Annotated in this window: 20 protein-coding genes; 9 read left to right on the forward strand and 11 right to left on the reverse strand. The window is 50.9% G+C overall.

All coding sequences use genetic code 11. The annotated features are described in order from the left end of the window. Nucleotides 1-265 precede the first annotated feature (265 nt). The 9 genes from tatC to ACN0R1_RS00045 form a co-directional block, all read right to left on the reverse strand. Nucleotides 266-1,021: a twin-arginine translocase subunit TatC gene (gene tatC, locus ACN0R1_RS00005; protein WP_417578634.1), complete on the reverse strand. Its 756-nt coding sequence runs from the start codon at nucleotides 1,019-1,021 to the stop codon at nucleotides 266-268. Beyond that, complete coding sequence (tatB, locus tag ACN0R1_RS00010) at nucleotides 1,018-1,380, reverse strand: Sec-independent protein translocase protein TatB (protein ID WP_417578636.1); 363 nt, start codon at nucleotides 1,378-1,380, stop codon at nucleotides 1,018-1,020. Before tatB ends, tatC begins: the two co-directional genes overlap by 4 nt. Before the next feature lie 11 nt (nucleotides 1,381-1,391). After that, nucleotides 1,392-1,670: a Sec-independent protein translocase subunit TatA gene (gene tatA / locus ACN0R1_RS00015; protein WP_417578638.1), complete on the reverse strand. Its 279-nt coding sequence runs from the start codon at nucleotides 1,668-1,670 to the stop codon at nucleotides 1,392-1,394. A 59-nt stretch (nucleotides 1,671-1,729) separates the two neighbouring features. After that, nucleotides 1,730-2,062 (reverse strand): phosphoribosyl-ATP diphosphatase, encoded by a 333-nt coding sequence (locus ACN0R1_RS00020; RefSeq protein WP_417578640.1) that lies wholly within the window; start codon nucleotides 2,060-2,062, stop codon nucleotides 1,730-1,732. A 4-nt stretch (nucleotides 2,063-2,066) separates the two neighbouring features. Continuing rightward, nucleotides 2,067-2,465 (reverse strand): phosphoribosyl-AMP cyclohydrolase, encoded by a 399-nt coding sequence (hisI, locus tag ACN0R1_RS00025; RefSeq protein WP_417579423.1) that lies wholly within the window; start codon nucleotides 2,463-2,465, stop codon nucleotides 2,067-2,069. A 73-nt stretch (nucleotides 2,466-2,538) separates the two neighbouring features. After that, a complete protein-coding gene (gene ubiB / locus ACN0R1_RS00030) occupies nucleotides 2,539-4,170 on the reverse strand; it encodes a ubiquinone biosynthesis regulatory protein kinase UbiB (RefSeq protein ID WP_417578642.1) in 1,632 nt (543 codons plus the stop codon). 41 nt (nucleotides 4,171-4,211) lie between these two features. Continuing rightward, nucleotides 4,212-5,759 (reverse strand): GGDEF domain-containing protein, encoded by a 1,548-nt coding sequence (locus tag ACN0R1_RS00035; RefSeq protein ID WP_417578644.1) that lies wholly within the window; start codon nucleotides 5,757-5,759, stop codon nucleotides 4,212-4,214. A gap of 123 nt (nucleotides 5,760-5,882) precedes the next feature. Next, on the reverse strand, nucleotides 5,883-6,527 hold the full coding sequence (locus ACN0R1_RS00040; RefSeq protein WP_417578646.1) for a thiol:disulfide interchange protein DsbA/DsbL: 645 nt from the start codon (nucleotides 6,525-6,527) through the stop codon (nucleotides 5,883-5,885). 149 nt (nucleotides 6,528-6,676) lie between these two features. Next, nucleotides 6,677-7,282, reverse strand: coding sequence for a c-type cytochrome (locus ACN0R1_RS00045; protein WP_417578648.1), 606 nt, complete (start codon nucleotides 7,280-7,282; stop codon nucleotides 6,677-6,679). Between the two features lie 197 nt (nucleotides 7,283-7,479). Between ACN0R1_RS00045 and yihA the strand changes: the two genes are divergently transcribed. After that, nucleotides 7,480-8,118: a ribosome biogenesis GTP-binding protein YihA/YsxC gene (gene yihA, locus ACN0R1_RS00050; protein ID WP_417578650.1), complete on the forward strand. Its 639-nt coding sequence runs from the start codon at nucleotides 7,480-7,482 to the stop codon at nucleotides 8,116-8,118. Here yihA and polA read toward each other — a convergent pair. Continuing rightward, nucleotides 8,115-10,847 carry a DNA polymerase I gene (gene polA, locus ACN0R1_RS00055; RefSeq protein ID WP_417578652.1) on the reverse strand — a complete coding sequence of 911 codons (2,733 nt, stop codon included), beginning with the start codon at nucleotides 10,845-10,847 and terminating at the stop codon, nucleotides 8,115-8,117. The genes yihA and polA overlap by 4 nt on opposite strands. Before the next feature lie 88 nt (nucleotides 10,848-10,935). On the opposite strand from polA, the gene ACN0R1_RS00060 reads away from it, so the two are divergent. The 7 genes from ACN0R1_RS00060 (at nucleotide 10,936) to ACN0R1_RS00090 (ending at nucleotide 18,006) form a co-directional block, all read left to right on the forward strand. After that, nucleotides 10,936-11,217, forward strand: a complete 282-nt coding sequence (locus ACN0R1_RS00060) for a DUF2782 domain-containing protein (RefSeq protein WP_417578654.1) — start codon at nucleotides 10,936-10,938, stop codon at nucleotides 11,215-11,217. Nucleotides 11,218-11,228: 11 nt separating this feature from the next. Continuing rightward, nucleotides 11,229-12,203 (forward strand): homoserine kinase, encoded by a 975-nt coding sequence (locus ACN0R1_RS00065; protein ID WP_417578656.1) that lies wholly within the window; start codon nucleotides 11,229-11,231, stop codon nucleotides 12,201-12,203. Between the two features lie 26 nt (nucleotides 12,204-12,229). Next, complete coding sequence (gene uvrD / locus ACN0R1_RS00070; RefSeq protein WP_417578658.1) at nucleotides 12,230-14,443, forward strand: DNA helicase II; 2,214 nt, start codon at nucleotides 12,230-12,232, stop codon at nucleotides 14,441-14,443. Beyond that, nucleotides 14,443-15,192 carry a sulfite exporter TauE/SafE family protein gene (locus tag ACN0R1_RS00075; RefSeq protein ID WP_417578660.1) on the forward strand — a complete coding sequence of 250 codons (750 nt, stop codon included), beginning with the start codon at nucleotides 14,443-14,445 and terminating at the stop codon, nucleotides 15,190-15,192. The genes uvrD and ACN0R1_RS00075 overlap by 1 nt, the downstream gene beginning before the upstream one ends. Before the next feature lie 132 nt (nucleotides 15,193-15,324). Continuing rightward, nucleotides 15,325-16,521: a hypothetical protein gene (locus ACN0R1_RS00080; RefSeq protein WP_417578662.1), complete on the forward strand. Its 1,197-nt coding sequence runs from the start codon at nucleotides 15,325-15,327 to the stop codon at nucleotides 16,519-16,521. After that, nucleotides 16,518-17,030 (forward strand): sigma-70 family RNA polymerase sigma factor, encoded by a 513-nt coding sequence (locus tag ACN0R1_RS00085; protein ID WP_417578664.1) that lies wholly within the window; start codon nucleotides 16,518-16,520, stop codon nucleotides 17,028-17,030. The genes ACN0R1_RS00080 and ACN0R1_RS00085 overlap by 4 nt, the downstream gene beginning before the upstream one ends. A 7-nt stretch (nucleotides 17,031-17,037) precedes the next feature. Further along, complete coding sequence (locus ACN0R1_RS00090; protein ID WP_417578666.1) at nucleotides 17,038-18,006, forward strand: FecR domain-containing protein; 969 nt, start codon at nucleotides 17,038-17,040, stop codon at nucleotides 18,004-18,006. Nucleotides 18,007-18,049: 43 nt separating this feature from the next. Here the strand turns inward: ACN0R1_RS00090 and ACN0R1_RS00095 are convergent, their stop codons facing one another. Beyond that, nucleotides 18,050-18,445 carry a hypothetical protein gene (locus ACN0R1_RS00095; protein ID WP_417578668.1) on the reverse strand — a complete coding sequence of 132 codons (396 nt, stop codon included), beginning with the start codon at nucleotides 18,443-18,445 and terminating at the stop codon, nucleotides 18,050-18,052. Nucleotides 18,446-18,624: 179 nt separating this feature from the next. On the opposite strand from ACN0R1_RS00095, the gene ACN0R1_RS00100 reads away from it, so the two are divergent. Then, complete coding sequence (locus tag ACN0R1_RS00100) at nucleotides 18,625-21,363, forward strand: secretin and TonB N-terminal domain-containing protein (RefSeq protein WP_417578670.1); 2,739 nt, start codon at nucleotides 18,625-18,627, stop codon at nucleotides 21,361-21,363. The last annotated feature ends 4 nt before the right edge of the window (nucleotides 21,364-21,367 follow it).

Here is a 21,367-nt window from a genome sequence, read left to right on the forward strand (position 1 = left end):
TATAGGTTGCTTGTTTTTGATTAAGCTTTAATGCCTAACCTGAACAAGCGCCCACACGCATTACCTGATTAATTTGTTAAAGAGCGGCTTGAGCTACCCGATGTGTTGGGCTGTTGTCTCAAGCGAGGTGCGTATTCTACCTAATATCTGACAGGAGTCAACAGGGAATGATGAGATTTTTTAGTTTTAAATACATCAACCTAAGGTGATCAAGAGTTGACCAGATATCAACAGCAAAGATGACATCGGCCAATCAGCTATTAAACTACTCAGCTTCGCCTTCAGTATCCGCTTTTTTACTGCTAATGAAGCGTGACATGAACAGACCCAGCTCAAACAACAACCACATAGGCACGGCCAATAAGCTCTGGGAAATGACGTCCGGTGGTGTTAACAACATACCAAACACAAAGCAGACAACCACAACATAGGCTCGCTTCGCGGCCAGGCTTTTTGCTGTAACGGCACCGGACTTAATTAACAGCAGGGTTGCAACAGGGATCTCAAAGGTAATTCCGAAGGCAAAGAACAACTTCAGCACAAAATTGAGATAACTACTGATATCGGTCATGACCGCTACATTTTCAGGACCCACACTGGTAAAGAAGCCAAAGATAAGCGGAAAAACAACAAAGTAAGCAAAAGCGATACCGGCATAAAACAGCACAATGCTGGACACCAACAATGGGATGGCAAATTGCTTTTCGTTTGCATACAAACCCGGTGCAATAAATGACCAGATCTGATGCAAAATATACGGCATGGCCAATACTACTGCGGCTACCAGGGTCAACTTAAACGGAGCGAAGAACGGAGAAGTAACATCCGTCGCGATCATGCTTGTACCTTCCGGCAAAAGCGCCGTCAGTGGCGCTGACATGAACAGGTACAGATCATTGGCAAAATAAAACAAGCCCAGAAAAATCAGGAACACAGCCAGAACAGCTCTCATCAATCGTTGGCGAAGTTCTACCAGATGGGAGATTAACGGCTGCTCTTGTTCGTTAGAGGTGTCTGTCATGTGCTGCTTTTATCGCTATCCGTTTTGGGGGACTCAGTTGTGGGCGTGGTGGCCTCAGCGGCCGATGTTTTCTGTGCCTCATTTACCGCACCCTCAACATCCTTGGCAGCTGCCTTGAATGGCTTGCGCATTTCACTGAGCTCTTTTTCCAGCTCTTCTTTGGTGATAGCTGTGGTGCGACGCAATTCTTCCACACGGAGCTCTTCGCTAATTTCGTGCTGAATAGCCGTCACCGAACGCTTGATGCGGCCGATCCACATACCGCAGGTTTTAACTGCAATAGGTAGCTTATCCGGCCCCAGCACCAGCAACGCCACTACGCTGACAATAAGTATTTCGGCAAAACCGATATCAAACATAGATTCAGGGCTTACTTATCTAAGCCAGTCTGGGAGCTTTCCTTATCCTTCTTGGCATCAGGTACTTCAGGCGTCTCGGTCTGCGAAAACTGCGCATCCTCAGTCAGCTTTTTCTTTTCCAGCTCTTCCGGAGTGTCTTTGGACTCATCTTCACTCATGGCTTTCTTAAAACCTTTAACAGCACCACCTACATCGCCACCCAAATTACGCAACTTTTTTGTGCCAAAAATAAGCACCACAATGCCAAGCACAATCACTAACTGCCATATACTGATTCCACCAAAACCCATTGCTCTTCTCCAACTATATTTATCTGACTGAGTCTGATTGCAGACGCCTAATCTAATCGTTAATTGTTTTGCCGTGAAGCTTTTTCTTCAAGGCCCGACATATCAAAACGCCGCGCAAGTTCTTGCAGCACAGCTTCGTGCGTTTCTCCGAGGTGCGAGAGCATAACCAAAGAGTGAAACCACAGGTCGGCTGTCTCATAGACAAGATCGGCACAGTCACCGCTGATTTCTGCATCTTTGGCTGCCAGAATGGTCTCGGTAGCTTCCTCACCGACCTTTTCCAGTATCTTATTCAGCCCTTTGGCATGTAAGCTTGCTACATAGGAGCTGTCTTCCGAGGCTCCTTTACGTGTCTCAAGTATCGCTGACAGCCTATCCAGCACATCACTCATTGCATCAACCCTTATCCTGATAAATAGAATCAGGGGACTTCAATACCTGATCGGTGATCTGCCACTGCCCCTGATCATCCAGCTTTCTGAAGAAACAACTCTCCCTTCCTGTATGACAAGCTATTCCACCAATCTGCTCAATTACCAGCAAAACGACATCACCATCACAGTCCAATCGTAATTCATGCAGACGCTGAACATGGCCGGACTCTTCACCTTTGCGCCAGAGTTTTTGACGTGAACGAGACCAGTAAATCGCCCGCTGCTCCTGCATGCTGAGCAACAATGACTCACGGTTCATCCAGGCAAACATCATAACACGACCTGTCTCCAGATCCTGAGCAATGGCAGGCACTAGCCCTTTTTCATCCCACTTGACTTCATCAAGCCATGATTCATTAATCTTCACAGCACTTCCATCGTCTAATTCAAAGCCCGTTAGCATAACGTAACCACTGCCACCGAACCAGAGGCAATCAAGCTCGCCACAAACTGATCCAACCAGCACCCGCCAGCAACCAGCCATACCAGGGCAACTGCGATACAGTTTGCTGCCACTCTGGGCGAAGCAGCAGCATCACTGTAAGTATTGCCGTAGCGCCCACCAACAGATGTCGCCGTGTTCGCTGTTTAGCCTCAACCTTTAATTTGGCCAAGCGCTGTTGAGATTCACTGTACTGCTCGGTACGTAATGCGCTCTGCTGCAAAGCGTCGAACACCAACTGCGGCATTTGCGGTAACTTCTCCAACCATTCCGGGCCCTGCTTACGAATATTGGCCATTGCAGCCTTAACACTCATTCGCTCTTTCATCCAGTTTTCCAGGAAAGGCTTGGCTGTCTTCCACAAATCCAGATCTGGGTATAACTGCCTACCCAGGCCTTCTATATTGAGTAACGTCTTTTGCAACAAAACCAATTGTGGCTGCACTTCCATATTGAAACGGCGCGCCGTCTGGAACAAACCGAGCAGCACTAATCCGAATGAAATTTCTTTCAACGGTTTTTCAAATATCGGCTCACACACACTACGAATGGCCGTTTCGAACGCATGCACGTTGGTATCCCTCGGCACCCAACCGGAGTCGATGTGTAACTGCGCTACCTGACGGTAATCACGCTGAAAAAATGCCAGTATATTGCGTGCCAAATAGCTTTGGTCTTCTTCACTTAGCGAACCGATAATGCCAAAATCTACGGCAATATATTGTGGGTTATCCGGATTCTCCCGGGACACAAAGATGTTACCGGGGTGCATATCGGCATGAAAGAAGCTATCTCTGAACACCTGAGTAAAGAAGATTTCTACACCCCGCTCAGCCAGCTTTTCCATATTGGTATGCTGCGCATTTAGCTGCTGCATATCGGCTACGGGGATACCATAGATACGCTCCATGACAAGCACATTACGGCGAGTATAGTCCCAGAAAATTTCTGGCACATAGAGCATGCTCGAACCTTCAAAATTGCGCCGAAGCTGCGAACCATTCGCCGCTTCCTTACGCAAATCCAATTCATCGAAGATGGTTTGCTCATACTCTTCCACCACTTCAATGGGGCGCAACCGGCGTCCTTCCGACCATAGATGACAGACCATCCAGGCTAGCGTATACAACAGTGAAATATCCTGTCGGATCACTTTATCGATACCCGGACGAATCACTTTTACCACAACAGCACGACCATCTTTAAGTGTTGCCCCGTGCACCTGTGCAACTGATGCAGATGCCATGGGATCTGCATCAAATGTCTGGAATATTTCGGATACCGAGCAACCCAATGAAGTTTCGATAATTGTTCGAGCTCGAGCACTGGGAAAAGGGGGTACATTATCCTGCAAACGGGCCAGCTCAACCGCAATATCATCCGGAAGCAGGTCCCGCCGGGTTGAAAGCATCTGACCAAATTTAATAAAGACAGGTCCTAGCGCTTCAAGTGCCAGGCGCAAACGCACAGCCTCAGGCTGACGGGCAGGGAAAATATAGCGCCAGGGGAGCAGATACAACATCAACTTCACCAACCAAGGTAGTGATGGATGCAGAAAAAACGTATCCAGGCGGTAGCGGGCAATGACCCAACCTATTTTAATAGAACGAAACACCGGTCGCACTTAGAGGCATCCTGTATCGAATGGAAGTTTATTAATGACATTCAACCCAGCAGGGTTTTGTTGCGCCCGGTATCTTTCGCCTGATAGAGCATTTTATCTGCTCTTGAAAACATGGTTTCAGGGGTATCACCCGGCTGCACCTCAGTAACACCGAAAGACATAGTGATACGAACAGGCTTGCTCTGGAAATTAAACGGACTGTCTTCAATAACTTTTCTAACCTTTTCTATTGCCGTAATGGCTGAAGGCCCATCGGTTGAAGGCATAATGATAACAAATTCCTCGCCCCCAAAACGGGTTACCAGGTCAATATTACGAAGGTTTTGTTGCAGTATTCTGGCCATCAACCGCAACACCTTATCACCCGCCAGATGACCATACTCATCATTAACCTGTTTGAACAGGTCCAGATCAGCCACACACAGGGTAAATACTGTCTGATAACGCTCCCAACGCTCCAACTCATTGAGTATATGGCGGTCATAGGCATAACGGTTTGGTAATCCAGTCAGTGGATCCGTCCGTGCTTTGAGCTGCTCTTCTTCAATCCGGTGCTTGACCTGATCTGCTTCTTTTTCCATTTGCGACACTTTTTGTAGCAGGTCCTGATAGCGGGCCGTCAACTTGGCTTCACGCGCTTCTTCAGATTTCTTATGCTCATCCATCGCCCGGACAATACTAACTAACTGCCGACTGACGACAGATTTTAGTTCATTAATATCCGTTGACTGCTTAACTGTTCGGTTAATCTGGTGCACCTCATGGCGTACAGTTTTATCCAGCAAATTATGGCGCTTGCTAGCCTTAATCTCATCGTCATGGCTTTCATTGAGAAAAGTTTGTACGTAGGCCAGTTGCTGATTCAGGCTAAGCAGGTAATCTTCAAAATCCTCCCCCATATTCATCCCTGACAAGCGGATCAGCTTGACCAGATTATCCAGTATATCCGGTAGTTTTTCCGAAGCCGGGTTGGATTCCAACTGACAGATCAGCTCATGTACTTTAGAGGCATGCTCACAGGGCACTCGCAACACTTGCACCAGGTCCAGCAAACGACCAGAAATCGCGGTAACAATAAACTCTCGATTATCAGCCAGGTCATTGCTGATCTCTGCTCGATCTTCCGGAGTGACCGTCAGCAATAGGTGCTTCTGATATTCCAGCAACTTCCGCAATAAGCCCGGTATTTCATATAAATGCTCAGCATTAGATGCAAGCTGATGGTTATATTCGGGTAATAGTGTGCTGAACTCCCCAGTAACATCCTGCTTTTCAATAAGGCCAGACCATTGCCGGAGAAGATCAACCATCTGCCTTACACTATTGGAGCGGGTGCTATCCAGTACTCGAATGCGCTTTTCAATCTCTCGCGCCAGATTTCGTAACGTCCGAACCTCTATTGAATCCAGTTTTGTCAGGAGCAGGCGAAGCGATTCATCCAGTGCAGCATCCTGCCCCTGCAACCCGAGACTCAATTGAGAAAGAACAGCTTTCAACTGCTCTAGAAGACGTTCTGAATACTGTTCTGATTGCTCAAGCTCCTTGGCCAGTATTTTATATTTTTTTCGCCAATCTTCTGAGTCTGCCATTGCAGCCAGCTCCCTCATTACCACATATCGAATTTCCTACTACTATAAACCAAAAAACCGCCGCAGTGACCCTTTACTTAAGGAATCACCACAACGGCTTCGTGGGTTTACGAGCAGACTCGATTATTCGCTTAATTCTGCACGCTCTTTTTCGATCAGGTAGTTAACCACTTTGAGCATTTCACTATTACTACCCGCCATCGATCCAGTAACCTGGTATTTACCGTTCACAACCATCGCAGGCACCGCCGTTATCTGGTAGGCACGCAACCTTGCCTGGCCCTGTTTCAGACGTGTGTCTACAGCAAACGAGTCATAGAGCTTGTTGAACTCATCTTCCTCTAGGCCATAATCACTGTAAAAGCCTGCAAAATCATCAACGCCACGAAGACGTGTACTATGTACATGCACCGCATCGAACATCGCCTGATGCGTCTCTTCCACCTTACCGCTCAATTCAGCAACATAATAAGCTCTGGCAAACGGCTCCCAATTGCGGGAGAACACCACCGGAAGGTGCTTGAAATCTAGGTCTTCAGCGCTCTGTTGCTGCGCCCAACTGGACAGCATAGGCTCCAGATTGGCACAGTGCGGACATGGGTAACCAAACACAGCCACAACCTCTACCTTTTCCGGATCACTGGTAGTGACGGCCGAGGGTAATTCCTGGTAGTGAACTCCCGCCTCATAACCCGGATTGGTTTGCGCAATAGTGCTGGTAAAGGGAATCAGGGTAAACGCAGTAGCAGCAATTAATTTTTTCAGCATAGTTCTCTCAACTCTGAATCAGCTATAGGACAGTGTTTATGACCTTACCAGAGACGCTTAGTTCTCGACAGACCTTCAATTCACGGGGAAGAAATAAAAAGGGCGGCCTTAGCCACCCTTACTTACTTCGGCACGAGTGCTCTGACTAATCAGTGCAAGCCTCGAATATACTGGGCAACGGCACTCATTTCAGCTTCAGACATTTTACCAGCAACATCTCTCATCATACGGCTGGGATCATTTGCACGATCTTCAGCTGCAAACTTCCGCAACTGCAATGCAGTGTATTCTGGATGCTGTCCACTCAGCGCCGGGAAACGTGCCGGGTTATTACCCTGACCACTAGGCATATGACAAGCGGCGCAGGCGGCAACGCCCTTGTCAGCAATACCGGCCTGATAGATGCTACGGCCTAGTTCCAACTGATCGGCAGCTGTCTGGCCTATAGTTATTGACTGGCTCGAAAAATAAGCGGCTATATCACGCATGTCACGCTCAGTTAAGTTATCCAGCATACCAGTCATTTCCGGTATAACACGCTCACCACTGAGCTGATCCTGCATCTGCTTCAACAGGTAACGGGAATTCTGTCCTGCCAAGCTAGGAAAGGCACCCATAGGGCTGTTACCATCGGCCCCATGGCAGGCGGCACATACCGCAACTTTTTGCGACCCGGCAGTTGCATCACCACCAGTGGCATGCGCCATTCCGGTGATTCCAACACTTATCAGTAAGCTGATTAGTAATTTGTTCATTGACTAGACCCAGACTCTTGCTAAAAATTTGTTTTAGTCCAGCTGCCGCATTGACCGGTGCTGACACCTCAATTGTTGCTACCCCTGACTAGAGGTTCTCTCAGTTCGCAGGTAAAATTGGCTGTATTATAAACTAATATCCTCACAAACTGGAACGCATTTGTTCTGTGTGGCGATCCTATCATAGTGAGATCACGATGTCTGAAGCACAATCCATAATCAATTTTCACCAGGCACGATTTTGTGTCAGTGCTGACAAACTGAATCAATGTCCGGATGACAGCCTGGCTGAAGTCGCCTTTGCAGGTCGCTCGAATGCAGGTAAATCCAGTGCAATCAACACATTAACACAGAATGGAAAATTGGCTAGAACTTCCAAGACACCGGGTCGTACGCAACTAATCAACTTTTTTGATCTCAATATTCCCGGCATTCGTATCGTCGACCTACCCGGTTATGGTTATGCTAAAGTACCAGTCGCAGTCAAAGTCCATTGGCAAAAACATCTGGATGCTTATCTGCAACACCGCGAAGCCCTGAAGGGCTTAGTTCTGGTGATGGATATTCGTCATCCGATGAAAGATTTTGATGAAATGCTGATCAGTTGGTGTGAAAAAACCGGCATGCCACTGCATGTATTGCTGACCAAAGCCGATAAGCTCACCCGAGGACCTGCACAGAGCACGCTGCTCAAACTTCAGGCCCAATTGAAAAAACGCCTGGGTGAAAATGTCACACTGCAAACCTTCTCAGCCCTGAAGAAAGAAGGCGTACCAGAACTGCGTGCCAGATTGACCGAGTTATTGCAGGATCAGGAAACTGAGAGCGGCGCTTAATGCGCCTCATCCCAATTCAGTCCGGCATCCGCTTCCACTAGCAAAGGCACTTTAAGGCTGACGGCCTGCTCCATCGCCTGGCGGATGTGGGTCATAAAATCTGCCACTTCAGCCTCAGCAACTTCGAACACCAGTTCATCGTGCACCTGCATGATCATTTTCGCATCAAACTGGCTCTGCTCCAGCCAGTTATCCACATCAAGCATCGCCTGCTTAATAATGTCCGCCGCCGTACCCTGCATCGGCGCATTGATCGCTGTACGCTCAGCCGCCTGACGACGCATGCCATTCTTTGAATTGATTTCCGGCAAGTAGAGACGCCGCCCCAGCAGGGTCTCTACATAGCCCTTGTCATGCGCCAGCTCCCGCGTTTCATCCATGTAACGCTGCACGCCCGGATAGGTAGCGAAGTAGTGATCGATATACCGCTGAGCATCGTTGCGCCCCACCCCTAGCTGACGCGCCAGACCAAAGGCTGACATGCCATAAATCAGCCCAAAGTTGATGGCTTTGGCGCTGCGACGCTGTTCGGCAGATACCTGATCCAGCTCGACACCAAAGACTTCAGCGGCGGTCGCCCGATGGATATCTTCACCCTTGGCAAACGCTTGCAGCAAACCTTCATCACCGGACAGGTGAGCCATGATACGCAGCTCAATCTGGGAATAGTCAGCGGCCACAATTCGATAGCCCTGAGGCGCAATAAACGCCTGGCGAATCCGCCGGCCTTCCTGGGTCCGAATCGGAATATTCTGGAGATTGGGGTCCGATGACGACAAGCGCCCAGTGGCAGTGACAGCCTGATGATAGGAGGTGTGAATGCGCCCGGTAGCCGGATTGATCATCAGCGGCAGCTTATCGGTATAGGTTGATTTCAGCTTGCTCAAACCACGATGCTCAATAATCACTTTAGGCAAGGGATAGTCCAGTGCTAGCTCCTGCAACACTTCTTCTGCCGTGGAAGGCGCACCCTTGGGGGTTTTTTTACGGACCGGAATCCCTTGCTTCTCAAACAAGATCACCTGAAGCTGTTTAGGTGATCCCAGGTTGAAGGGTTCACCGGCCAACTCAAACGCTTGCTGCTCCAACTCCTTGAGTCTAATCTCCAACTCTCGGCTCTGCTTGGATAACAGCGTGGCATCCACACGCGCACCATTGCGCTCGATCTTTGCCAGTACCGGGATCAGCGGCACTTCCAATGTATTGAGTAATTCGGCAAGACGCCCTTCCTGCTGCAACTGTGCCGTCATCTGCTGATGCAGACGCAGGGTGATATCGGCATCTTCGGCGGCATAGGGTGCGGCAATTTCAAGATCTACCTGATTAAAGGTAAGCTGGTTTTTACCCTTGCCAGCCACCTCTTCAAAACTTGTTGTTGTAAGCCCCAGATAACGGTCGGCCAGGCTATCCATATCATGACGTCCAGCTGTGGAGTTCAATACATAGGACTCCAGCATGGTGTCAGCCACAATACCCTGCAGTTTGATGCCATAGCGCGCCAGCACATTCATATCATATTTGATGTGTTGGCCAACCTTGGGTCGTTGCGGATCTTCCAGCAGGGGTTTGAAGCGCTCCAGTACCTGGTTACGATCCAACTGGTCGGGTGCTCCCACATAGTCATGTGCCAGTGGCAGGTAAGCAGCCTCACCGGGTTGAACCGCAAAGGACAAGCCTACCAGTTCGGCTTCCATATAGTTCAGACTGGTGGTTTCAGTATCCAGTGCAAACAGTTCAGCCGTCTGCAAACGGGCTAACCAACTTTCAAGTTCGTCCCAACTCAGAATCACCTGATAATCAGTTTCCATTGCAGGCTGCTGAGGTACTACTGCGGCAACACTCTCTCCAGCTTCCAGCTCTTCGATCCAGCTGCGAAACTCAAACTCACGAAAAAGCGCTATCAAGGCGGCGGTATCGGGCTTCGGGCAGGGAATATCTTCCAGTTTGATATGCAGCGGCACATCGGTCTTGATGGTCGCCAGCAAATAGGATAACTCCGCTTCCTTACGATGGGCTTCCAACTTCGCCGCCATACTTTTAGCACCGCGAAATGGCAGGTCAGCAATCTGATCCAGATTCTGGTAAAGCGCTTGAATACCGCCGATGCCCTGTAGCAGTACCAGTGCGGTTTTTTCACCCACCCCCGGCACGCCTGGAATGTTATCTACCTTGTCGCCCTGTAAGGCTAGAAGATCAATGACTAATTCAGGAGGAATACCAAATTTTTCTTTCACGCCAGCCACATCCATGCAGGTATCGGTCATGGTATTGATCAGGGTGACGTACTCATTGACCAACTGCGCCATATCCTTATCGCCAGTCGAAATAATCACCGGGCGCTGCTTTTCTGTCGCTTCACGCGCCAGCGTACCAATCACATCATCGGCTTCCACGCCCTCCTCAACCAGTAACTCTATCCCCATCGCCCGGACAATATTGTGTATCGGCTCTACCTGAACACGCAGATCATCTGGCATGGAGGGACGATGTGCTTTGTATTCGGCAAACAGCTCATCACGAAAGGTTTTACCCTTGGCATCAAAGATGACGGTGACCGGGCTGTGTGGGTATTGCTTCAACAAACTACGCAGCATGGAGGTCACGACCCGAACGGCACCTGTCGGAAAACCATCCCGAGTACTCAGATTTGCCTGCTGCGAGGCAAAAAAAGCACGGTATAAATAGGAGGAGCCGTCGACTAGAATAATAGGATGATGCTGTTCACTCATGAATTTTTCCGTTTTGCTGGTTGCCGTGATTAGTGTCAGGGTTCACAATCATAGCAAATTAAATCACTCAACTTATGAGAAAAGCGCCATGCTTAAAAAACTCTTACTCATCGCCCTGCTCAGCGGCCTGCCATTAGGCATGGTCCATGCGCAGGAAGACCTGCTCAATCCTGAGCCGGAAATCACCATTACCCATGATGGCGAAGCCACTTACTATGAGTATCGCGTCGGCGGCATACTTAAAGAAATCAAGGTTATACCTGTTATTGGCGAACCTTACTACCTGGTACCTAAAGGTGAATCCGGCGAATTGATACGCGCAGGGGAACCCACGGTTCTGACCCCTAAATGGATTCTGTTTAGCTGGTAGGAAGCATTTTTGTGGCTGTTTATACCCCTATTACCTCTGCGGAGCTCAGCCAGTTGCTGGCTGATTTTGATCTAGGCACTCTCAGCCATTTTGATGGTATTGAGGGCGGCATAGAAAACACCAACTACTTCGTGACCCTGTTGCTCCATGGTCAAAAAAAGGAGTATGTACTTACTATCTTTGAGGAACTTGCCTCCGAAGAAATGCCGTTTTTCGTCGAGTTGGGGCACTGGCTGGCTGAACGCAACATTCCGGTACCCTATGCTATACGAGACAAAAACGGCATTGCCCTGAAGCAACTCAAAGGTAAACCCGCCTTTCTGCAGCCTCGTTTTTACGGCGCTGATATTCCGGCGGCACAATTACGCCCGCATCACTGCTTCCAGATAGGCGAAGCACTGGCACGCTTTCATAAGGCTGGCAGTGATTTTTATCTGAAACGCCAAGCACATCGGGGTGTTTTCTGGTGGCGCCGTGAAACACAAGCCATCGCCCACCTGCTGAGCCCTGAAGATGCTGATCTCTTGAAGCAAGAGGTTGTGGCCTTTGACAAACTGCGCGATGCCAATTGGGATTTGCCAACCGGTGTCATTCATGGTGATTTGTTTCATGACAACGCCCTGTTTCTGGATGACAAACTGGAAGCAATACTCGACATGTACAATGCCGCCACAGCCTATCAGCTCTATGATCTGGCCATCGTTGCCAACGACTGGTGCAGCCGCCCGGATTGCAGCATCGATACAGAGCGCGAAACGGCCCTACTGGAAGGCTATGCTCAGATTCGCAACTTCACAGCAGATGAAGCCCGTGCCTGGCCCATTCTGACACGCACCGCCGCCATGCGCTTCTGGCTTTCACGCTTGATTCCCTGGTTAGGCATTGCCCAGGCTTCACGCCAGGGGGGCGATATGAAATTGAAAGATCCGCAGCAGTACAAAAACATACTGTTATCACGCCTGAGCACCCCGGCAAAACTAGGTTAAACCCGATACTAGCTTAAAGAGAACTGATGGACGTTACCCACATTATTGACTCACTCAACGATGCCCAGCGTAGTGCAGTCACCGCGCCGGTGCAAAACCTGCTGATACTGGCCGGTGCCGGGTCCGGTAAAACACGTGTGCTGGTGCATCGTATTGCCTGGCTGATTGAGACCGAAGGCCTATCACCCTACTCGATCCTGGCTGTCACCTTCACCAACAAGGCCGCTCGTGAAATGCGAGGCCGTATCGAACAGTTGCTGGGGATCAATACCCAAGGCATGTGGGTGGGCACGTTTCACGGGCTGGCACATCGCCTGTTGCGGGCACACTGGAAGGATGCCGGCCTGCAGGATAACTTCCAAATCATGGACAGTGATGATCAGTTACGTCTGATTAAGCGGCTGTGCAAGGAACTGAACCTAGATGACAGTCGTTGGCCGCCACGGCAGATGCAGTGGTTTATCAATGCCCAGAAGGATGAGGGCTTGCGCAGTCGGCACCTTGAGCGTACTGGCGATCCCTACCAACGCACCATGATTGATCTCTACCAGTCCTATGAAGAAGCCTGTGATCGCGGCGGCATGATCGACTTTGGTGAACTGCTACTGCGCTCACTGGAACTGCTGCGTGATCGTGCTCCGGCCTTACTGAAACACTACCGCGAGAGATTCCGTTATGTCCTGGTGGATGAGTTTCAAGATACCAATGCCATCCAGTACGCCTGGCTAAGGCTGTTATGTCAGGGTGAACAAAAGCTCATGGCGGTGGGCGACGACGACCAGTCAATTTATGGCTGGCGTGGCGCACGGATTGAAAATATCCAAACCTTGAGTGACCACTTTCCTGGTACAGACACCATTCGCCTGGAACAAAACTACCGCTCGACTCAAGCCATCCTGAAAACCGCCAATGCGGTGATTCAGAACAATGCCGACCGGCTGGGTAAGCAGCTTTGGACCGAAGGCAGCGAAGGAGAGCCGGTCTCTTTGTATAGCGCTTTCAATGAACAGGATGAAGCGCGTTTCATTGTTGATCAAATCAGCAAATGGACAGAACACGGCAACCGCCGAGACGAATGCGCTATTTTATATCGCTCCAACGCTCAATCCCGAGTGATGGAGGAAGCCCTGATCCGCTCGGGGGTACCTTACCGCATCTATGGTGGGCAGCGCTTTTATGACCGGTTGGAAATCAAGAACGCCCTTGCCTACCTGCGCCTGATCGCCAACCGGGACGACGACACGGCCATGGAACGGGTGATCAATGTGCCCACACGTGGCATAGGTACACGCACCATAGAGCTGGTGCGTGAGCGTGCGCGTCAGGAAGGCATCTCTATGTGGCGAGCCGCCAATGAAATTATCGAAATGAAGCAGTTACCCGCCAGGGCAGGGAATGCGCTGCAAGGATTTCTGGATCTCGTTAATCAAATCAATACTGAAACGCACACCCTGAGCCTGCATGAGCAAACAGACCTGGTGATCAAGGCGGCTGGATTAATCGAACATCATGAAAAAGAAAAGGGTGAAAAAGGTCAGTCACGCATAGAAAACCTGGATGAGCTGGTCACCGCCACCCGGCAGTTTGCCAGCCAATGGGAGCGTGACAATCAGGATGAAAATATCACCCTGCTGGCAGCATTTCTCGATCAGGCCGCACTGGATGCTGGCGAAGCCCAGGCAGACAGCCATGCCGACAGCGTACAACTCATGACCCTGCACTCAGCCAAAGGACTGGAGTTTCCGCTGGTGTTTCTGACCGGGATGGAAGAAGGCCTGTTCCCGCACAGCATGTCGGCTGAAGAACCAGGACGTATGGAGGAAGAACGCCGTCTCTGTTACGTCGGCATCACCCGTGCCATGCAGAAGCTCTACCTGACCCTGGCAGAATCCAGACGCTTGCACGGTCAGGAAAAGATCAACCGTCCATCGCGTTTTATCCGCGAGATACCCGATGAGCTGATTGAAGAAGTCCGCCTTAACTCCAGCGTCAGACGCCCTTACTCCAGTGGAAGATCCGACCAGCAGAGCGGCCTGTTCAGCAAGCACAGCAGTTTTTCCGGCAGTGAAATCAGTGGCACACAACTTAGCCTGGGTCAGCGGGTACTGCACCCGAAATTTGGTGAAGGCCTGGTGGTCAACTTCGAAGGCTCCGGGCCCAAAGCCCGTGTCCAGGTGAATTTTGACGACGAAGGCAGTAAGTGGCTGGTTGTCGGCTTTGCCAAGCTGGAGACGCTCTAATGGAGTGGCTGCTGCCCGAGCAACTCAGTTCGCTGCATTCCCTATTGCTCATTCTTGCCGCTGGGACGACATCAGCCGTTACCGCCTGCATGGGTATCGGTGGCGGTGTATTACTCTTAGCAATCATGGCCGTCATTATGCCAGCCGCCGCCGTTATCCCAGTGCATGGCATGGTCCAGCTGGGATCCAACCTCAACCGGGTGATCATGACCCTGCACCATGTTGACTGGCGGTTATTGGCCGCCTTTGCGCCCGGTGCACTGCTGGGTGCCTGGCTGGCCAGTCTGTTTCTGGTACAGCTGCCGACCAGTACTCTACAGCTGACCATTGCGGGCTTTATCCTGTTTCTCTGCTGGGGTCCCAAGATTCCCCCCATGGCTTTGGGTCGTGCTGGCACCTTCGTGGCAGCGAGTATCACCACTTTTATCAGCATGTTTGCTGGCGCTACCGGCCCGCTGGTGGCCGCCTTCGTCAAGCAACAGCATGGCGGTGACCGCTTTCGGACCGTTGCTAACTTTGCCGCCTGCATGAGCCTGCAGCACCTGCCCAAGGCCGCTGTGTTCGGCGCTGCCGGGTTTGTCTTCAAAGATTGGCTTGGATTAATGCTGCTGATGATCCTCAGTGGTGCTCTAGGTACCTGGATGGGTCTGCACCTGCTACGCCGCATAAGCAATCAACATTTCACTTTTATATTCAACTGGTTACTGACACTCCTGGCGATCCAGTTGATTTGGCAAGCGTTATTCTGATCAAACACAAAACTAAATCATTTGCATTTACATAAAAGCATCGATAAGCTTTGACGCCTTAATACAACTCACCAGCCAGCCCCTACGCCAGCCCGTGACTGACTTGATCTCTAATGATGAAGGAGTTGAAGGATGCGTTTTCAGGGCCAAGCCGCTGCTGTAAGAACCGCTGAACCAATCAAAACACTTGCCACCCGTCTGGGAATACTGGCACTCATGGTCTGCTTGCTGATGGGTTGCAACCCCTCGACGGATGCACCAGCGGAAGAAGCGCAAGCACAACCGGCTGCAGAAGTTGCAGAGGCTTCAGAGATTGACGAGGCTACTCAAGATCTCGCTGACAGTGATGCGGCTGAACCATCATCCACACCCATGCAAGTGATCGTTTACAGCTACCGACCCGAACCGGTTATACGCCCACTGCTGGATGCTTTCAGTGAAGAAACTGGAATAGAAACACAGCTGAAAATTTACCCAGGCGATAGTCTGTTATCCCAGTACCATCAGGACCCAGACAGCATAGCAGCAGATTTACTGGTGCTGGTCGATGCCATGAGATTCCAAATCTTAGCCGATGCCAATCATCTCAGACCCTTGCCACAAGCGGCGCTGGATTATATTCCCGATGGCTTCAAAGCCCGAGATGACTTATGGCTGGGATTGGGTGTCAGAGCACGCGCCGCGCTCTGGAAAGACTCTCAGTATGCGCCTGCCGGACCTGCAGATCTGATACAGCTGGCCGAACACGCACGTGTCTGTGTTCGTGAAGGCATGCACATCTACAACCGCAGCTTCCTCAGTTGGTTAATAGCAACTGAAGGTGAGGCCATGGCTCAGGATTGGGCCGCGGCCGTATATCCCCAGCGGCAGCCTGTCAACGGCGGAGATAGAGCACAAATTGCCGCCCTCCTGGATGACAGCTGTGATGTCGCACTGGTGAATCATTACTATCTTGCCATGTTGGCGCAGCAAGATACGGATACCGATCTGTTGAATACCCTGACATTTGGCTGGCAGGACCCCAACACACCAGTACAAACCAATATCTCCGGTATTGCCGTGACACGACAGGGTGCCAATGCGGAAGCCGCCGATCAGTTGGCAGCATGGTTGAGTCGTCCGGAAAATGCACAAAGCTACGCTGCCAGTGTATTCGAGCTACCGGTCAACTGGCAGCAGCAACCTGAGGCTGTGGCCCCTCATGTTGCCGCATTCAGTCAGTTGCAGCCATCAACCGTGTTTCCCGCTGACTTTGCAGATCAGTGGCTCCCTGCTAGCGAGTTGCTGCAGGCGGTAGTAAACACGGCGGATGCCCAGACGACGCCATGATGCTCAAGGAACCTCAGGCACGCGATGCCTTGGGCCTACTCTACAGCCAGAACCGGCAATGGTTGCTGGGCTGGCTGTTCAAGCGCCTGGGCTGCAGTCAAAGGGCTTCTGACCTATTGCAGGACACCTTTGTACGCCTGCTGAAACGTGATGAGTGGATACAGGCTCAGGAACCTAGAGCCTACCTGATGACCGTTGCCAAACGGGTACTGCTCGACCACTGGCGACGTGAACGCATTGAACAAGCGTATCTGGAAGCCTTACAACAACTGCCAGAAGCCGAAGCGCCATCACCTGAGACGCAACATCAATTGCTGGAACTACTGGTGGAAATAGACCGACGCTTAGATGGCCTACCCGCCCTGACACGCCAGGCTTTTTTGTATGCCCAGTTGGATGGCATGACCTATAACGAAATAGCCCTGACACTGAACATGTCAGTCAGCAGTGTCAAGCGTCACTTGATTCGCGCCACTAGCCGCTGCTATTTTCCTGATCTGACAGGCTGATCATAAAATGAACTCTCCACCACAAACGCTTCCAGAAAGTGTTGCTCGTGATGCAGTTGAGCTACTGCTAGACTGGCAAATGCAGGCGGAGCCCGACAGTTGGGAGCGCATTCGTCGCTGGCGTGCAGCACATCCCGATCATGAACGTGCCTGGCAACAGATTGAAATCACTCAGCAGCAGCTGTCTGTCCTGTCACCTGCAACAGCCAAGCTGGCTCGTAACACCCTAAGCCCTGGTCGACAAAGCCGTCGACGTTCCCTGAAGGTCATGGCATTGCTTTGCATGGGCGCAGGCAGCGGCTGGTTGGTCAGTCGTCAGCCAGGGATCACACTTGGTCAGGATCAACACTTCACGGGTACCGGAGAGCAGCTTGAACTGCAATTGCCCGGTGGCAGCCGAGTAGAGCTCAACAGCCGCACGGCCATTCGATTAAGCTACAATCAACACAGCACCCAGATACACTTGCTGCAGGGTGAAATTTTCATTCAGACCGCCGCACCCCCTGCAGAGCTCCCTCGCTCTATGCTAATCACCACACAGCAGGGCGTTCTGACACCGGTGGGAACCGCTTTTAATGTGCGTCAGCTGCACGAAACCACCCAGGTGGCAGTACTCGCAGGCCAAGTACGGCTGATCCAGGGGCCGGTGCAGAAACCTCACCTGATTCCTACTGGCGAAACACTGCTTTTCTCCAACACGGCGTTAGTCTCACAAAGCCAGGTAACAGCTGCAGACACCGCCTGGAGACAGGGCATGCTGATTGCAGACAGCATGCCTTTAAGGCAGTTTGTTCAACAACTGGAGCGTTATCATCGCGGCGTCATCCGACTCGATCCTGCACTGGATACCCTCCGCGTCTCTGGCAGCTACCCGATTCAGGATACCCACCGAGTATTGGAAAGCCTCAGCCACAGCCTGCCCATCATTCTGGAACAGCGCTCACGCTACTGGATCTCACTACGCCCTGACAGCTAGTGAAAAATTGCGCTTGTACTGTGGGCTCGTAACTTTCTTTCGGTCAGGAGCTTCCGCTCAGAACATCATAAATCTCAGTGGCCAGCTCTGGATCTGTGATGTTTATTCGGAATCCAGAAGTCGGATCAATCTTACTGGACAGCAGAGTCGGAGGTAGTATTGTATTTTCACCATAGAGTATGGAGATATAATCACCTTCGTGTGAGAGGATTTTTTCGTACAGCTCCTTTCCACAAGAGTCACTATCTTTAAGACTCAAAATGATAGATGAAATGCCATCTTTGACTTCATCTAGAGCAATGTTACGAACGCAGATGGGCTCTAACGTAAATTCCCCATATTTGTCGCTAATAAATCTAATGCTTTGTTGATCTGCATTCGCACCAACAGGTAACAGAACGACTGCCAGTGTTAAAATTCCGATCAATTTACTATTCATATTTAAGTCCTTTTATTTAGTGTCATACCTGCCATTGATGCTAGCAACATAAGCCACAAACGTCAAAACTAATGATAACTATTCGTATTTGTATTGGTATGCCATTGTAAGAAAATATGGACTGATTTTCATTCTCAAACGTCAAGGTGGGTATATGACGTTTTATTGAGGATGTTTTCATGTCATTCAACTTGGTTGCTCTACCCTTTAAATCGAAACCTCTGCCACGTTTAGTTTTGTTTGGCGCACTCGGAATGGGGTTATTCGTTGGCTGGACACTACCCAGCATAGCCGCTGCGACTAGCGCTCACGCCGAAGTCCATCCGTTGGAGATTGCTGATGGCGACCTGGGCCAGGCACTCAACGCCCTCGGCCATCAGACCGGCATTCTCCTGTCCTATTCACCAGATCTGGTGGATGGCATGACCAGCCCAGGGCTGTCCGGTCAATATACCGTGCTACAGGGTTTGGGCCTGCTACTGTCCGGCACCGGACTGCAGGTCGAGCAACTCGCCAATGGTGGCTTTCTGATTCGCAACCAAAGTAACACCACCGATGATCAGGCAGCAGCACTGCCACTGATGCAGGTTGAAGGGGCTTATACTGGTTACGGCTACGCCGCGATTGAAAACGGTGAGATGCGCAATGCCATGCGTGGCGATCTAGCTGAAACGCTCAGCATTATCCCTTCCGTTCGGGTGGCTGACAGTAGCAGCTCCAGCCTGCAACAGGGTGATATCAAACCAGCGGAGCTTTCCATTCGTGGTGCCGCCCCTTATCAGAATAAGCTGATGCTGGACGGCGCGTCTATCGATAATCTGATGGACCCGGCACAGCGTGAAAACCCCAGCAACTACACCAATGTCGCCGGACACTCGCAGGGCATTTTTCTCAATACCGACTTTCTCAGCCAGGTTGAAGTCATTGATGTTAATGCGTCTGCCAGTGAAGGGGGATTCAGTGGCGGGGTGATCAAGGCCGAAACCAAGTCCTATGACGGTGAAGACTTCTTTAGCATCAGTCAGCGCAGTACCCGTGACAGCTGGACCAACTTTCATATCGATCCGGCACAACTGGGTGAGTTTGGTGATGGCGCCGCACAGGCGGTTACAGGTGTCCCAGGTGACTTTCAGCCCAACTTCCGCAAGGATCAGCTCAGCCTTCAGGGTGCCACGCGCATCGGAGATATCGGTATTTTTGCCGGACTGGATGAAAAGACCTCGCGTATCTGGCAGAAACAGGTGGTGGATATAGATTTCGACCATTTTGCCCAGACGGGACGTATTTTCAAACCCAGTGAAGAACGCTCACTGGATACCTACTCCCGCTCAGGCGTGCTCCGCCTGGATTGGCTGGAACAGGATTATCTGTTGAACGCCTCCTTAGCTTTCAGTGAATATGATGAGGACACCTTCTTTATTAACTACCTGGATTCAGACTTCGATAGTCGGCATCAGGGCCTGAATCTAAGCGTCAATTACGGCCAACACTTCGGTAATACCCGACTGGATCTGAATGTCAGCGCAGGTATCAGTTCAGATGAGCGGTATTTTAAACATGCTGTGCTGGATCAGTACCGATACACCACCATCTATCAGGGCGGCATCATCGGTGGCTATGGTGATCTGGAAAGTGAGCAGCGTACGCTGACATCCACCCTGAAGCTCAGTACTCCGCTGACGGATGCGCTAACCTTCGACTATGGTGGTGAGCTGCGCTGGCTCAACTTCCGTCAGAATCGCCTCAATGATTTCACTTACAACGAATATACGCTCGACTTCACGCAACCCCTGCCGCCACAAAGCGGGCTGGGATCCTGGTCGCCCGCGGATCAATACCATGCACGGGAAGTGATCTACCAGGCGGGTGAAATCAAGTTTAATAACCTTAATGCCGCCGCTTTTACGGAACTGAATGGCGATCACCAGCGCTTTTTCTGGCGCACCGGCTTGCGTCTGGAGCGTGATGACTGGTTGGGTAATACCAATCTGGCACCGCGTTTAAGTGCCGGTATCTATCTGGATGCTGCCAAGCGTTACCGTATTACCGCCGGTGCCAACCGCTATTATGGCAAATCCTTCCTGGCCTATCGTCTCAGAGAGCTGGAACGCGATCGGATCGTGATACGCTCACGCACGTCACCCAATGCCGAGTATCAGTCAGTTGATGTGAATCGCACCTGGTTCTATCAGGATCTTGACACCCCTTATGATGATGAACTGAATCTGGGTATCAGTGGACCCCTGATGTCGGGTGAAGCCGGACTGATGCTGGTGGAACGAAAAGGCGAGCGCCAGGTGCGGACCCGCTATGATGCAACCACACAGATGTACTGGTTTGACAACTCAGGCTCCAGCCGTACCCATCAGGTCGACCTCTACTGGCGCTCAACCCCGGCTGAATGGCTAGGCGCCTACTGGGCCATCAATACCTCCGCTTCCTGGATGGATAAGCAGACAGACACCACCTATGGCAACAGCTCATCCGGCTATCTGTCCAACAGTAACAGTGCTGATGACGAGGTCTGGTTTGAAGGTAAACGCATCCTCAAACGCGACCTGCCAGCCAATGATTTTGCCACCCCTGTCAGTATTAATCTGGATCTGATCACCCGCAGTGGCGATGACCGCATCCAATTGCGCAATGCGTTTGCCCTTACCAATGGCTATCGCTCACTGCGTAATGTCGGCACCGACTCCACCACTGGCTTAAAACAATACGAAGTGCATAAGCAGGGCAGCACGCTGCGCTGGGACATGAGCATCGATTTGCGCCTGCTGCAATCGAGAAACTCGCCTTACCTGCGGCTGGATGTGGTCAATGTCACCGACAACCAGAACACCATCAGTGCTGAATCCAATGTGCAGCTATTTGGTGTCGGTCGTCAGTATTGGCTAGAACTGGGCTACAAGTTCTAGGTGA

It is taken from the genome of Nitrincola sp., assembly GCF_048264025.1.
Taxonomy (GTDB): Bacteria; Pseudomonadota; Gammaproteobacteria; order Pseudomonadales; family Balneatricaceae; genus Nitrincola.